Source organism: Amycolatopsis solani (genome assembly GCF_033441515.1).
GTDB classification, from domain to species: Bacteria; Actinomycetota; Actinomycetes; order Mycobacteriales; family Pseudonocardiaceae; genus Amycolatopsis; species Amycolatopsis solani.
In genome coordinates, this window is the sequence record NZ_JAWQJT010000001.1 from 3,544,883 (window position 1) to 3,558,866 (window position 13,984).

Annotated in this window: 14 protein-coding genes and 2 tRNA genes; 9 read left to right on the forward strand and 7 right to left on the reverse strand. The window is 69.2% G+C overall.

The window, feature by feature from the left end; translation table 11 throughout:
• The first annotated feature begins 29 nt into the window (after positions 1-29).
• The 7 genes from SD460_RS16915 (at position 30) to SD460_RS16945 (ending at position 6,275) form a co-directional block, all read left to right on the forward strand.
• On the forward strand, positions 30-1,250 hold the full coding sequence (locus SD460_RS16915) for a sensor histidine kinase (RefSeq protein ID WP_290057078.1): 1,221 nt from the start codon (positions 30-32) through the stop codon (positions 1,248-1,250).
• On the forward strand, positions 1,247-1,930 hold the full coding sequence (locus tag SD460_RS16920) for a response regulator (protein ID WP_290057079.1): 684 nt from the start codon (positions 1,247-1,249) through the stop codon (positions 1,928-1,930). The genes SD460_RS16915 and SD460_RS16920 overlap by 4 nt, the downstream gene beginning before the upstream one ends.
• Before the next feature lie 331 nt (positions 1,931-2,261).
• Positions 2,262-3,578, forward strand: coding sequence for a sensor histidine kinase (locus tag SD460_RS16925; RefSeq protein WP_318306355.1), 1,317 nt, complete (start codon positions 2,262-2,264; stop codon positions 3,576-3,578).
• 76 nt (positions 3,579-3,654) lie between these two features.
• On the forward strand, positions 3,655-4,074 hold the full coding sequence (locus SD460_RS16930) for a roadblock/LC7 domain-containing protein (protein ID WP_318306356.1): 420 nt from the start codon (positions 3,655-3,657) through the stop codon (positions 4,072-4,074).
• Positions 4,071-4,430 carry a DUF742 domain-containing protein gene (locus tag SD460_RS16935; RefSeq protein WP_290057082.1) on the forward strand — a complete coding sequence of 120 codons (360 nt, stop codon included), beginning with the start codon at positions 4,071-4,073 and terminating at the stop codon, positions 4,428-4,430. The genes SD460_RS16930 and SD460_RS16935 overlap by 4 nt, the downstream gene beginning before the upstream one ends.
• A gap of 52 nt (positions 4,431-4,482) precedes the next feature.
• Positions 4,483-5,019 (forward strand): GTP-binding protein, encoded by a 537-nt coding sequence (locus tag SD460_RS16940; RefSeq protein WP_318306570.1) that lies wholly within the window; start codon positions 4,483-4,485, stop codon positions 5,017-5,019.
• Positions 5,016-6,275 carry a cytochrome P450 gene (locus SD460_RS16945; RefSeq protein WP_290057086.1) on the forward strand — a complete coding sequence of 420 codons (1,260 nt, stop codon included), beginning with the start codon at positions 5,016-5,018 and terminating at the stop codon, positions 6,273-6,275. The genes SD460_RS16940 and SD460_RS16945 overlap by 4 nt, the downstream gene beginning before the upstream one ends.
• A 60-nt stretch (positions 6,276-6,335) precedes the next feature.
• Here the strand turns inward: SD460_RS16945 and SD460_RS16950 are convergent, their stop codons facing one another.
• From SD460_RS16950 to SD460_RS16965, 4 genes are all read right to left on the reverse strand, one after another.
• Positions 6,336-7,550, reverse strand: a complete 1,215-nt coding sequence (locus SD460_RS16950) for a cytochrome P450 (protein WP_290057089.1) — start codon at positions 7,548-7,550, stop codon at positions 6,336-6,338.
• Between the two features lie 133 nt (positions 7,551-7,683).
• Positions 7,684-8,100, reverse strand: a complete 417-nt coding sequence (locus SD460_RS16955) for a hypothetical protein (protein ID WP_290057090.1) — start codon at positions 8,098-8,100, stop codon at positions 7,684-7,686.
• A gap of 188 nt (positions 8,101-8,288) precedes the next feature.
• Positions 8,289-8,585, reverse strand: a complete 297-nt coding sequence (locus SD460_RS16960; RefSeq protein WP_290057091.1) for a hypothetical protein — start codon at positions 8,583-8,585, stop codon at positions 8,289-8,291.
• A gap of 224 nt (positions 8,586-8,809) precedes the next feature.
• Positions 8,810-8,882, reverse strand: a tRNA-Lys gene (locus SD460_RS16965).
• Between the two features lie 166 nt (positions 8,883-9,048).
• On the opposite strand from SD460_RS16965, the gene SD460_RS16970 reads away from it, so the two are divergent.
• Positions 9,049-10,233, forward strand: a complete 1,185-nt coding sequence (locus SD460_RS16970; RefSeq protein WP_318306357.1) for a L,D-transpeptidase — start codon at positions 9,049-9,051, stop codon at positions 10,231-10,233.
• Here the strand turns inward: SD460_RS16970 and proP are convergent.
• A complete protein-coding gene (gene proP / locus SD460_RS16975; RefSeq protein ID WP_318306358.1) occupies positions 10,230-11,639 on the reverse strand; it encodes a glycine betaine/L-proline transporter ProP in 1,410 nt (469 codons plus the stop codon). The two genes, SD460_RS16970 and proP, sit on opposite strands and share 4 nt — an antisense overlap.
• A gap of 136 nt (positions 11,640-11,775) precedes the next feature.
• On the opposite strand from proP, the gene SD460_RS16980 reads away from it, so the two are divergent.
• Complete coding sequence (locus SD460_RS16980) at positions 11,776-13,170, forward strand: glycosyltransferase 87 family protein (RefSeq protein WP_318306359.1); 1,395 nt, start codon at positions 11,776-11,778, stop codon at positions 13,168-13,170.
• On the opposite strand, the gene SD460_RS16985 is transcribed toward SD460_RS16980, so the two are convergent.
• Positions 13,163-13,238, reverse strand: a tRNA-His gene (locus SD460_RS16985). The two genes, SD460_RS16980 and SD460_RS16985, sit on opposite strands and share 8 nt — an antisense overlap.
• Positions 13,239-13,314: 76 nt before the next feature.
• Positions 13,315-13,923 (reverse strand): oligoribonuclease, encoded by a 609-nt coding sequence (gene orn / locus SD460_RS16990; protein WP_290057095.1) that lies wholly within the window; start codon positions 13,921-13,923, stop codon positions 13,315-13,317.
• Between the last annotated feature and the right edge of the window lie 61 nt (positions 13,924-13,984).

Here is a 13,984-nt window from a genome sequence, read left to right on the forward strand (position 1 = left end):
GGCCGGGGCCGCTCCGGCACAATGACCGGATGTCCAGCACTGCGTACCCGGCGGGAGCCGCGCTGATCCGCCGGTGGACGGCTCGCTTGCCGGCTCGTGACGCACAGCGGTCGCTGGCCCGCCAGGCCTCGCTGGTCGCGGTCATGTGCGTCGCCATCGACGGGCTGAACTTCCTCACCCGCGGCCCGGCACCGGGCCCGTGGAACGCCCTCCTGCTGGCCGGGGTCGTCGCGGCCGACATCGCGCTCGCGACCGCGCCGAAGCTGTCGGGCTGGGTCGCCGTCGCGCACGCGGTGGTGATCGTGGCCTTGGCTTTCGCGCTACCGGGCCGCAACCCGAGCACGGCGGGGCAGCTGGTCAGCTCGTACCGGGCCGGCGCGTGGCTTCGCGGCCGTCCCGCGGTGGCCACCCTGGCCGCGGTGTGCGCCGGCATCGTGGCGTCGGTGGTGATCACCGGGCTCACCGCCCCGGCGACGGTGCTCGGCGTCGCGGCGGCGAACGCTCTCCTGCCGTGGCTGGTGGGCCGCTACACCACCGCCCGCAAGGAACACGTCGACGAGCTGCGCAGGCAGCGCGAAGCAACACTGCGTGACGCGGAGGCCGAGGTCGCCGCGGCGGTGGCGAAGGAACGCGAAACGATCGCGGTCGACCTGCACGACGTCATCTCCCACCACGTCAGCGCGATCGGTGTCCACGCGACGGCGGCGAGGCTGAACCTCGCCGGCACGGTGGTTCCCGGCGACAGTCCGGTGCACACCTCGCTCACGGCGGTGCAGCAGTCCGGCCAGGCGGCGATGGTGGACCTCCGGCGGCTGCTGTCCTTGCTGCACGAAGGCAGCGAATCCGCCGAACAGCCCGGAATCGCGATGCTGCCGGACCTGTTCGCGGGCCTGCGCGCCTCGGGGCTGCAGGTGACGTTCGTCGTCTACCAAGCGCCGCCGGCCCTCCCGCAGCACGTGGACACCACGGTCTACCGGGTGGCACAGGAAATGCTGACGAACGCGCTGCGGCACGGAGACGGGCGAACGGCCCGGGTCGAGCTCGACTGCGGCGACGACCGCGTCGCGCTCACCGCCCGCAACCGCGTCGCCTCCACGCTTCGCGCGTCCTCACCGGAAGGATCCGGCCTCGGTTTGCGGGGAATGCGCAAACGCGCGGAGGAACTGGGCGGATCGGCGACCTTCGGTGTCGCCGAAGACGGGGACTACTGGGAGTCGAGCGTGACCATTCCACTGGCCGGTGCCCGATGACCCTGCGCGTCGTGATCGCCGACGACCACGCCATGTTCCGGTCCGGGTTCCGGGCCGTCCTCGACGCACAGCCGGACATGGAGTGCGTCGCCGACGTCGGTGACGGGTACAGCGCCGTCGAGGCCGTCACGTCCCTGGCGCCGGACTTGGCGGTCCTGGACGTGCGCATGCCCAAGCTCGACGGGCTCGCGGCCGCGCGGCGCATCCGGTCGGCGGGGCACCGGGACGTGAAGATCGTCCTGCTCACCTCGTTCGGCACCGACGACTACCTGCGCTCGGCGCTGTCGGAGGGGTTGAACGGCTTCGTGCTCAAGAGCTTGCCCCCCGACGAGCTCGTGACCGCGATCCGGGTCGCGGCCCGCGGTGACACCTACCTGGATCCCACCATCACCAGCCGGCTCGCGCCCCGGTTGGCCGACGCCCTCGCCCCGGCTCCGCCCGCGCGGGAGCGAGCGCCGGGCCTCGAGCGCCTCACCGCCCGCGAACACGAGGTGTTCCTGCTGATGGCCCGGGGGTTTTCGAACGTCGAAATCGGCGAGCAGCTCTACGTCGGCGAGCAGACGGTCAAGACCCACGTTTCGCGCGTGCTGGCGAAGCTGGCTCTCCGGGACCGCGTGCACACCGTGCGGTTCGCCCACCACCACGGTCTCGTCGAACCGCACGACACCTCCGGTCTGTGACCCGCCGCGGCCGGTGGTAGCGGCGGCGGCAATTCCACAATGGATGGTGTTCGACCTGCGGTTGATCGCAATTCGGTGTTCGACCGGATATGTGGTAACGGGCATTTTTCGGGCGATATTCGGGCCTCGATCCGGCTGGTGAACCGTTCCGAAACCTGCCCGTGATCTTTTCGGGCAACCGGAGTACTGTTCGGGAACCATTCGGACTCGAGGAAGTGGAGCGATGTCGGAACGACCGCCCGCACAACATCGGGAAGAGCGCGAGTCAGTCGGCCGGGCGGTAACCGGGGTACTGGTCACAGCCGTTGCCGCCGCCGCGATCTGGACCGGGGTGTCCTTGTCCGTTTCCGGTGGTCAGGGGATTCTTGTCGCCGTTGCCGGCGCGGTCACCGGGATTGCCGCCTGCGTCGCCGTGTTCTTCGCGCTGCGCCGCGGTGATCAAGTCGCGCGTGCGACGGCACGGACCCGGGCCGCCCAGGAGGAAGCCGAGCGTGCCCGCGGATCCGTCCAGCTCGCCGACGGCGAACTGGCCCGGCTGCTCGACCGGACCGTCCCGGACGTCATCCGGCGGCTGCGTGAAGGCGCGCCCGCGGACAGCGTGCTCGCCGAAGTTCCCCGCCCGGCCCAAGAACTGCACCAGCGTGTCCTGCGGCTCCTCGTCGACGAGATCGCCGTCGGCGAGCGCCGCCGCGCGGCCGCGACGGCGGCTTGTGCGAGCGCGGCGGGACGGTTGCAGGCGCTGGCGACCAGCACGCTGGCGGACCTGCGCGAAATGGAGAACCGGTCGTCCGAGGCGATGCTCGGGGATCTCCTCAAGGTGGACCACCACACGGCGCAGGCGGGCCGGCTGGCCGACAGCATCGCCGTGCTCACCGGCGCGCGCTCGGGCCGCCGGTGGACGAAACCGATCCGGATGGAGAGCATCCTGCGCGGGGCGCTCGGCCGCATCGGCGCTTATCAGCGGGTACGGGTGCATTCCGCGAGCGGGGTCGCGGTCGTCGGTTACGCCGCGGAAGACGTCATGCACGCGCTGGCCGAGCTCATGGACAACGCCACGAAGTTCTCCGCGCCCTCGGAAGAAGTGCACGTTTACGTCGAAGATCTGCACAACGGCGCGGTGATCACCATCGAGGACGGCGGCCTGGGCATGAAGGCGCAAGCCCTCGCCCGCGCCGAGCGGGCGGTGGCCCTCGACCAGCCGCTCGACCTGACGTCGATGTCGGGCACGCGGCTCGGGCTCGCGGTCGTGGGCAGCCTGGCGCGCAAGCACCAGCTGCACGTGTTCTTCCGCCCGTCTTCGCGGGGCGGGATCGGCGTCGTCATGCGCATCCCGACGCAGCTGATCACCCAGCCCCGGCCGGACGCCCTGCCGGAGGCGGACGGGCGGCCCGCGTCCATCGTGTGGCCCTCGCCCGCCGACACGAGCCACGAGATCGCCGGTGACCTGGCCGAGCCGTCCGAACTGCCGAAGCGCTCGCGCGGGCAGACGCTGAGCGCCGCGTCGCGCCGGCCACCGTCGCCCACGCCGGGTCCCGCGCGGGCCGAGCGTGACACGGGGTCCCGGTTCGGTGCTTTCCAGCAGCGTCGCAGTGGCGGGGCGCCGTCCCACCAGGCCGCGTCCCCGTCGGATCGCGGCGAAGACGCGTGACCTGCCGCTCCGCCCCTACCCCCGCACACCGCCAGATGGGAGCAAGGGGATCCGGTGCACCGGTTCCCCGGATTCGATGACTGATTCGGAAAAGAGCCTCGAATGGCTCCTCGAGAACCTCGTCGGCGACACCGCCGGCGCGTGTCACGCCCTCGTGCTGTCTCGGGACGGTTTGAAGCTCTGCCACACCCAGGGGCTCACCGTCGACCGCGCCGACCAGCTCGCCGCGATCGCGGCCGGCGTGCAGGCACTGGCGCACGGCGCTTCGGTCGAGTTCGGCGACGGCACCGGCGGCGTCCGGAACTCCATGACCGAGTTCCACGGCGGCATCCTCTTCATCGTGGAGGCCGGGGTCGGCTCGCACTTGGCCGTCATCGCCACCGAAGACGCCGACGTCGGCCTGATCGGGCACAAGATGGACGAGCTGGTGGAGCAGATCGGCTCGGTCTTCACCGCACCGCCGCGCTTCGCGGCGGCCGACAACCCGGCTTCGTGACGCGCTCGGCGCTCGACGGCGAAGACCCGGACCGGCTCTACACGGTGACGGGTGGGCGCAGCAACGCGGACGACATCGACCTCGACCTGGTCACCTTGATCGTGCGGGAGTCCGAGCCGTCGGCGGGGATGCAGTCCGAACACGTCCGGATCCTCGGGATCACGGCGAAGCCGACGTCCGTCGTGGAGCTTTCGGCCGATCTGGCGCTCCCGGTGAGCGTGATCAAGATCCTGCTCGCGGACCTGCTGGCCACCGGCAAGGTGTCCGCCCGACACCCGTCGTCGGCCCAGGCCGCCGGACGGGCCTCCGACTCGGAATTCCTCAAGAAGGTGCTCGTTGGACTCCGCAATCTCTGAACAAGAACAACGGCGGCCCCTGGCCGACACCGCGGCGGACGGCCTGAAGATCGTGGTCGTCGGCGGCTTCGGCGTCGGGAAGACGACGATGGTCCGGTCGGTCAGCGAGATCCGGCCGCTGAGCACCGAAGAGACGATGACCCAGGCCGGGATCGGCGTCGACCACACCCGGGGGGTGCAGGCCAAGACGACGACCACGGTGGCGTTCGACTTCGGCCGGATCAGCCTCGACGAGCAGATGGTGCTCTACCTGTTCGGCGCCCCGGGGCAGGAACGGTTCTGGTTCCTGTGGGACAGCCTGTTCGCCGGTACTCTCGGCGCGGTCGTCCTGGTGGACGCCCGGCGGCTGGCCGACTCGTGGTACGCGATCGACCGCCTCGAACACCACGGCACGCCGTTCATCGTGGCGCGCAACAACTTCGGCCCGCCGAAGCACAGTCTCGACGACGTTCGCGCCGCGCTCGACCTGTCCGGCGAGGTACCGCTCCTCGACTGCGACGCCCGCGACCGCGACTCGTCGAAGAACGTGCTGATCTCGCTCGTCGACCACCTCTACACCCTGTCCAAAGTCCGGGAGGGCGCATCGTGACCGGTTTCCAGACCAGCACCCCGGCGGAGACGATCCCGGCGGCGGACCGGGTCCGGTTGTACGGACCCGAGTTCGAGCGGGATCCCGCCGCCCTGTACGGCCGGATCCGGCGGCAGTACGGCGGGGTCGTCCCGGTTCTGCTCGACGGTGACATCCCCGCCTGGCTGCTGACGGGGTACCGCGAGATCCACCAGGTGTGCCAGGATTCGCAGCTGTTCGCCCGCGACAGCCGCCGGTGGAACCAGTGGGACAACGTTCCCGCAGACTGGCCGCTGCTGCCCTACGTGATGCACAACCCGTCGGTGATGTTCACCGAGGCCGGTGAGCACCGGCGCCGGGCGGGTGCAATCGGTGACGCGTTGTCCGCGGTCGACCAGTTCGACCTCGGCGCGCACTGCGAGCGCATCGCGGACCGGCTGATCGACGAATTCGCCGGCACCGGCGAGGCCGATCTGATCGCCCAGTTCGCCCAGCAGGCACCGCTGCTCGCCGTTGCCAAGATGTACGGCATGCCCGACTCGGAGGCACCCGCGCTGGTGCGCGACGTCGCGCTGTCCCTGGACGTCGGCCCCGAAGCGCTGCCGGCGTACGGGCGGGTGCAGGAGGCGATGGCCCGGCTGGTGGCGGTGAAGCGCGAGCGGCCGGGCGCGGACGTGCCCACGGCGATGATGCAGCACCCGGCGAGCTTGACCGACGACGAGGTCGTGCAGGACCTGCTCGTGGTGACCGCCGCGGCGCAGCAGCCGACGGCGAACTGGATCGGCAACACCATCCGGCTGATGCTGACCGACAGCCGGTTCGCGATGACGCTCTCGGGCGGCCGGGGGAGTGTCGGCCAGGCCCTCAACGAGGTGCTGTGGCACGACACGCCCACGCAGAACTTCATCGGGCGCTTCGCGAGCCGCGACACCGTGCTCAGCGGAGTTCGCGTGCGGCAGGGAGACCTGGTGGTGCTGGGGCTGGCCGCCGGGAACGCCGACCCGCACGCCCGGCCCGACGCGGCGGCGGGCGCGCTGGGCAACCACGCGCACATGTCGTTCGGCCACGGGGAGCACGGGTGTCCCTACCCGGCACCGGAAGTGGCCGAGGTCATCGCCCGCACCACGGTCGAAGTGCTGCTGGACCGGCTCCCGGACCTCGAGCTCGCGGTGCCGGCCGAGGAGCTGAAGTGGCGGCCGTCGGTGTGGATGCGGGGACTGGAAAGCCTGCCGGTGCAGTTCACGCCGGTCCACGTGGCCGGGCCGGCGGGGTGGTGAACACCCCCGGCGGGTGAGCCGTCGAGCCCCGGCCGTGCCGTCGGCCGGGGCCCAGTGCGACTACGCCGGGGTGAACGTCACCGGCAAGGAGGCCGGTCCGCGGGTGAACACACCTTGTTCGGTGGGTTCCGTGCCTTCGGCGAGCCGCAGGTCCGGCATCGCGTCGAGCAGCTGGTTGACGCCGACCTCGATCTCGGTCTTCGCGAGGAGCGCGCCGACGCAGAAGTGACGGCCCAGCGCGAAGGACAGGTGGCTCGCCGCCGCCGAGAACGCGGTCTCGGTCGGGAGGTCCGTGCGGAAGATGTCGAACGCGCTCGCGTTCGCGAACCGGCGCGGGTCGCGGTTCGCCGCGCCGATCAGGCAGGTCACCGTGCTGCCGGCGGGGATCTTCTCGCCACCGATCTCGATCTCCTCCGCCGGCTGCCGCATGATCATGTGCACCGGCGGGGTGTGGCGCAGCGTTTCGGCGAACGCCTTCGCCACGAGGGTGCGGTCGGCGCGCACGGCGTCGAGCTGCTCGGGGTGCGCCAGCAGGTTCCGGAACAGGCTGGCGATCGCCTTGTCGGTGGTCTCACCGCCCGCGGCCAGCAGCAGGCTGCAGAAGGCCTTGATGTCTTCGTCGCTCATGCTGGTGCCGTCCACCTCGGCGGCGCAGAGGGCCGAAAGGAGGTCGTCGCCGGGGTTTTCGCGGCGGTCGCGGATGATCGGGATCATGTAGGCGGCGAGCTCGTCGTGGGTCCGGAGCCCGGCCGCGGTGATTTCGGCGTCCTGGCTGAGGTTGCCGAGGAAGGCGATGATCGCGCTGTACCAGCGCTGGAACCGGGCGTGGTCGTTCTGGTCGAGCCCCAGCATGTCGACGATGACGTTGATCGGGAAGTGCCGGGCGTAGTCGGTGACGATGTCGGCCGACCCGCGGCCGCGGAAGGCGTCGATGAGCTGTGCGGAGTTCCGTTCGATCACCGGCCGGAACTTCTGCTCCAGCTCGTTGCCCCGGAAGGCCGGCGCCACCAGCGCCCGCCGGATCGCGTGTTCCCGGCCGCTCATCTGCAGGATCGTGCGGCCGTGCACGGGTTCCAGTTGCCAGCCGTAGTTGTCGGTGGTGAACGTGCTTTCCTTGAAAGCGCGAGACACGTCGTCGTAGCGCGAAACGATGTAGCTTTGCATTCCCTCGTGCCAGAGCACAGGCGAATGTTCGAGCATGACGTCGTAAGCGGCATACGGATCAGCGGCGAACTCCGGCGACAAGATGTCCGGCGCGTGTGCTGATGAAGTCACGAGACTCCTTCGCTCGGCGGTGAAGCCGCCAGGCTATCGGGAATGCTTGCCATTGCGAAAGAGTCGGCCCGGCTGCCCGGTTCTCCGGGCTGTTGGCGGTCGTGGCACCGTGCGCAACCCGGATTGATCGCCGCTATCGGGACACTGCCGCCGCGGTGATCGGCGTCCACGCGATGGCTCCGAGCCCGATCGCGACGGCCTCCTCGTAGAACACGGCCTCGCCCGCGAAGCCGGCGGGCAGACGTTCGTCCGGATGTTCACTGGCCGGTCGGCACGACGGCGGCACTGCGCCACCGTCGGTGATCCACGATGAGAAAAGATCGATGTGGTCCTCAAGATCGACGTGCCGGCGCACTTGGTTCATGACGAAGTGGACGAGGCTTACCACGCCGTGGCCGACACGTTTCGGCACAACTTCTCCGCTCGAAACGAGATCGTCGCAGCCTGACCCGCAGGGCGCGATATCGGCCGGTTCTTCGCCGACGAGATCGCGGCGCCGCTCGACCTGGACTTTCAGATCGTTCCGCCGGAAGGCACTGACCGGAATCAACCGGCCAGACTGCAGGCCGCGCTCATTCCGGCAGCGAATGGCATCGGCCAGGTGCGGTCGATCGCGAAACTCTATGGCGACGGCTGGTCGACTTCGCCGACCCGGTATTGGGGGGAGAGGTCACAACGATCCCGCGGGCCTCAAGACCATGACCCCGGTCAACTGTGTCGTCCAGCTCCCGGGCCTTATCACGGGAAGCCCGGCATCGACTCCGGCGTCAGCAGCCGTCGAGGCGGAGCACGCCGGCCGCGTCTGCGCAGGCGGAAGGCGATCGACGGCCCGGGCGCTATCCGCTGTTCCACCTGATCGCCCACACCGGCCTGCGGCGGGGGCGAGGCGATGGAGGCCATCGTCCCAACACAGAGTTCGGCGACGCTCGGGTCGATCACGACCTGCTCTTCACCAAGCCGGACGGCAGGCCACTGCACCCCGCCGATGTGGCCGACGAGAAAGCTCGCCGACGTGCCCTCGACGGCCTTCGTCACGGTGCCGTGACCCCGACGTCGGCGGCGGGAGTGAACATCAAGGTGATCCAGCACAAGTTCTCGACGCCCGCAAGCTCGCCGCAGCGATCCCACGACGGCCGCTCGGACTACCCGGCACCCTCGGGCTCGCAGGAGACCACAGTGGACACTGCACAAGCGGAAGAAAGTCGTCCAGATGCCACAAAACCCCAGGCCGAAGAGAATCAGACCTGGGGTGATGGGAGTGCGCCATCAGGGACTCGAACCCCGAACCCGCTGGTTAAGAGCCAGCTGCTCTGCCAATTGAGCTAATGGCGCCGGTGTCTGCCGGAGGCTTCCCTCGGCGACGTGGAAAAGATTAGCACCCCGTTCAGGCCCCGTTTCAGGGGGGTCCCTCCAACCGGGTTCGGGCGTTGCTGCCACGGACTCCCCGCTGGTCGGGCACACTGTAGTCGGACATCGACGGCGAAACAGGCGGGTGGGCATGCGGGGTATGAAGGCGCGGCTGCTGGTGGCCGCTGGGGTGATCGGCCTCACCGTGGCCGGGTGCAGCAGCTCTCCTCCTTCGGGTGAACCGCCGAAAGAGACATCCTCGAGTGCGCCCAAGCCTGCGCCGAAGGCGGCCGTGGTCACGTTGACGCCTGCGAAGGATGCGAAGGACGTCGCGCCCGGGGAGCCGGTGAGTGTGAGCGTGGCCGATGGGAAGGTCGGCGAGGTGAAGCTGACCGGGGCCGATGGGAAGGTCGTCGCCGGTAAGGCGCGGGCCGATGGCTCCGGGTGGGACTCCGCCGAGCCGCTCGGTTACAACAAGACCTACCGGCTGACCGCGACCGCGGTCGGTGGCGATGGCAAGCCGGTCACGTCGGAGTCGAACTTCAGCACCGCGAAGCCCGCCCGGCAGGTCGGGGTCTCGGTGAACCTCGTCGAGGGGGAGACCGTCGGGGTCGGGATGCCGCTGATCTTCACCTTCACCGGGAACGTCACCGACAAGGCCGCCGCCGAGAAGGCGCTCAAGGTCACCGCGGAGCCGGCCACCGAGGGCGCGTTCCGCTGGTCCGGTGACAAGCAGGTCACCTGGCGGCCGAAGGACTACTGGAAGAGCGGCACCAAGATCAAGGTCGACGCCGCCGTCTACGGCAAGCCGCTCGGCAACGGCAGCTACGGCCGGGAGGACAAGCGCGCGAGCGCGACCGTCGGGGACAAGCTCGTCGCCGTCGCCGACGGCGGGACCCACCAGATGACGGTCACGGTCAACGACCAGGTGGTCAAGACCATGCCGACCTCCATGGGCAAGCCCGGGCACAACACGCCCGCCGGGACCTACACCGTCATGAGCGAGCACAACGGCTACACCATGAACTCCGCTACCTACGGCGTGCCCGAAGACTCGCCCGGCGGGTACAGCACCTTCGTGCAGTACGCGGTGCGACTGTCCTACAGCGGCATCTTCTACCACTCCGCGCCGTGGTCGGTGCGGCAGCAGGGGCACAGCAACGTCAGCCACGGCTGCCTGAACCTCTCGACCGACAACACGAAGTGGCTGATGGACACGTCCAAGAAGGGCGACATCGTCACCGTGCAGAACAGCGGCGGCCCGAAGCTGGAGCCCACCGACGGCTGGAGCGTCTGGCAGCTGTCCTGGGACGAGTGGCGCACCGCCGGCAACTAGCCGTCCTTGGCCGAGGTGCGGACCATCTCCCGTGCCTCGGCCTCGCTCGACACCGCGGGCCCCGAGCCCCAGAGCGGCTTGTTCGCCGTCTCACGGCTGAAGTACACCGCGACGGCGCCGATCGCGCCCGCCGCCATCAGGTACCAGGCCGGCCAGAAGTCGTAGCCGGTCGCGGAGATCAGCGACTGCATCACCAGCGGCGTCGTGCCGCCGAAGAGCGACACCGAGATGTTGAACGCGATCGACAGCGCGCCGTACCGGATGGCCGTCGGGAACAGCGCCGGCAGCGCCGCGGGCATCGACACCTCGAAGCAGAGCAGCAGCAGGCCGAGGCCCATCAGCCCGAGGAACGTGAGGACGAGGCCGCCGTCGTGCACCAGCAGCATCAGCGGCCAGGACAGCACGACGAACCCGATGCAGCCCGCCATCATCACGGGCTTGCGGCCGACGTGGTCGGTGATCCGGCCGCCGACCAGGATGATGAGCATCATCACGACCATGACGACGATGATCAGCAGCAGTCCGTGGGTCGCGTCGAGGTGCAGCTGCTCCGACAGGTACGTCGGCATGTACGACAGCAGCATGTAGTCGGTGACGTTGAACACGAGCACCAGGCCGATGCAGATGAGCAGCGCGGGCCAGTAGTCGGTGAACATCTTCCAGAACGGCTCACCGGCGCGGCCGCGCTTCTCGGCTTCCTCGGCGTGCTTCTGGAACGCCGGGGTCTCCTCGAGCTTGAGGCGCATGTAGAGGCCGATGATGCCGAGCGGGCCGGCGACCAGGAACGGGACGCGCCAGCCCCAGTCGAGCAGCGTCTCGTGCGGGACCCACGCCTTCATGCCGGTGACGACGGACGCGCCGAGCACGTACCCGGACAGCGTGCCGAACTCGAGCCAGGAGCCCATGAAGCCGCGGCGCTTGTCCGGGGAGTACTCGGCGATGAACGTCGTCGCGCCGCCGTACTCGCCGCCGGTCGAGAAGCCCTGCACCATGCGCGCGACGACGAGCAGGATCGGTGACCAGACGCCGATGGAGGAGTAGGACGGGATCAGGCCGATGCAGAGCGTGCCGATCGCCATCATGATCATGGTGACGGCGAGCACCTTCTGCCGTCCGATGCGGTCGCCGAGGGGTCCGAAGACGAGCCCGCCGAGGGGACGCATGAGGAAGGCCGCGGTGAAGGCCCCGAAGGTGCCGATCAGCCGGACGCCGGGCGACACCGTCGGCGGGAAGAACACCTCGGCGATGGTGTCGGCGATGTAGGCGTAGACGCCGAAGTCGAACCACTCCATGGCGTTGCCGAGCGCGGCGGCTCCCACCGCCCGCTTGAGCAGGGATCGGTCGACGACGGTGATGTCCTCGTACCGCAGTTTCTTCCGGGGGCGCTTCGGTCGTGAACGTTCCACCAGAACACGGTGCACCCGGTCGTCGGCTCGCGCAGGCTGAGCCACCTGGTCGTGAGGGTTACCACGCTCGGGCGAAGGTCGGTTGCGCCGCGCTGACCTGCTTAGACTGCGCGCTCGCGCATCCGAGGGGGATCCGATGGCGGCGTTCGTGGTACCCGAAGCACCGGCCGAGCGAAGACTCCCGGCGCCCCTGTGGTGGACGGTCTTGTCCGGCGTACTGCTGCTCGTGATCTTCGCGGGCTACACGGTCTGGGCGGGCGTCTGGACGACAGCGGGCGTCTACCTCGAAGACTTCCGCTCCTACGTGGCGACCGGCAAAGCGGTCCGGGCGGGCACGCCCCTCTACGAACCGGGCGTCTCGCACCTGCCGACGATCGGCGGCACGTTCAAGTACACGCCGTTCGCGGCCGGCCTCTTCGTCCCCCTGACCGCGGTCCCCAAGCTCCTCCTGCCCCTGCTGGCCCTCCTGGTCAACCTGTTCTCCCTGCTGGCGGTCATCTGGATCTCGCTGGGCAGCCTGGGTTGCGCCCGGGACGCCGGCCGCCTGGCCGCGACGGCAGCCCTGACGGCCCTGTCCCTCCCGCTCCAGCCGGTGCTGATGAACTTCACGGTGGGCCAGGTGAACCTCCTCCTGCTCCTCCTGGTCCTGGCCGACCTGACGGGCCGCAACCGCTGGTGGACCGGAGCCGGCGTAGGCCTGGCCGCCGCAATCAAGCTGACCCCGGCCATCTTCGTGGTCTACCTGCTACTCACTCGCCGCTTCAAGGCAGCAGCGGTGGCCGTGGCCACATTCGCCGCGACAGTCTTGGCCGGCTTCGCAGCTCTCCCACGCGACTCGGCGGCATTCTGGGCAGCCAACCTGGCCGACCCCTCGCGCATCACAGGCGACAGCGACGCAACAGCCCCGGAGAACCAGTCGATCCGCGGCGCACTGGCCCGCATCCTCGACATCCCGGACGTCCCACCCCAGATCTGGATCCCAGCAGCAGCCCTCGTGGCCCTACCAGCGTTCTGGATCGCCTACCGCGCACACCGCAACGGCCGAGAACTCCTGGCAGTGAGCACGATCGGCGCCCTGATGGTCCTGGTAACCCCCTGGACCTGGACCCACTACTGGGTCTGGTTCATCCCGTTCTTCGCAATGGCAGCCTGCACGGCCCACAAAGCCCGCCACTGGTGGCCGGCCGCAGCCCTAACGGCAACCTACCTACTCCTCTTCCCCTGGCAGGTAGGAACAGGTCGCAACAACATCCCCCTGGTAGGCCTGGTGGTCCTCCCAGAAGACCACCCAGGCCAAGCCCCAGCCCACGCCCTCTACGTAGCCCTGGCCCTAGCACTGCTACTCCTGGCAGCAATCCGCCCCAGCTGGCTCGATCCCCAACGCAACCCGGCAACGAGAGGCAACCACCACGACGGGGGTCCGGGGGCAAGCCCCCGGCGGGGGCGTGGGGGTTCGACCCCCACAGAAAGGCGAAACCCCAGGCGTAGGGAAGGTTGCGAAGCAACCGACCAGCCTGGGGCAATGGGGTGAGCGACGGGTTTCGAACCCGCGACCTCCTGGACCACAACCAGGTGCTCTACCAGCTGAGCTACGCCCACCATCAGCGAGGGAACCGCTTGCGATCACCTCGTTGGCTGTAATCGTAGCGGGTGCCCTCGCGGGGTTCGCAGGGGGTTACCTTTGGTGTTGTTCCTGCACTTCAGCGGCCGCGGCTTTGGCTTCGTCGCTGGTCGGGCCGGGTTGTGGGACGAAGGCGACGCGCCGGTAGTAGTCGAGTTCGCCGATGGATTCCTTGATGTCGGCGAGGGCTCGGTGGGCGAGGCCTTTTTCCGGCTTGGCGTAGTAGATGCGCGGGTACCAGCGGCGGACGAGCTCTTTGACCGAGGAGACGTCGACCATGCGGTAGTGCAGGTGGGCGTCGAGGGCCGGCATGTCGCGGGCGATGAAGCCGCGGTCGGTGGCGATGGAGTTGCCGGCGAGGGGGGCGGTGCCCGGCTCGGGGACGTGCTCGCGGATGTAGTCGAGGACGCGGCGTTCGGCTTCTTCGAGGGTGACGATGGAAGCGCGAACCTCTTCGGTGAGGCCGGAGTGGGCGTGCATCTCGCGGACGACGTCGGGCATCCCGGCGAGTTTTTCCTCGTCGGCGTGGATGACGATGTCGACTCCGTCGCCGAGCACGTTGAGCTCCGCGTCGGTGACGAGGGCGGCGATTTCGATCAACGCTTCCTTGCCGAGGTCGAGCCCCGTCATTTCGCAGTCGATCCAGACTAGGCGGTCGGTCACCTGGTGACCCTAACCCGACACGGGGATATGAGTGGCGTTACCTGCGCGTACGGCGCGTTAC

What these genes read in the sequence shown, in the direction of transcription:
- SD460_RS16915 (WP_290057078.1), top strand. Translation starts at nt 30, where the DNA reads ATGTCCAGCACTGCGTACCCGGCGGGAGCCGCGCTGATCCGCCGGTGG.
- SD460_RS16930 (WP_318306356.1), top strand. Translation starts at nt 3,655, where the DNA reads ATGACTGATTCGGAAAAGAGCCTCGAATGGCTCCTCGAGAACCTCGTC.
- SD460_RS16970 (WP_318306357.1), top strand. Translation starts at nt 9,049, where the DNA reads ATGCGGGGTATGAAGGCGCGGCTGCTGGTGGCCGCTGGGGTGATCGGC.
- SD460_RS16920 (WP_290057079.1), top strand. Translation starts at nt 1,247, where the DNA reads ATGACCCTGCGCGTCGTGATCGCCGACGACCACGCCATGTTCCGGTCC.
- SD460_RS16980 (WP_318306359.1), top strand. Translation starts at nt 11,776, where the DNA reads ATGGCGGCGTTCGTGGTACCCGAAGCACCGGCCGAGCGAAGACTCCCG.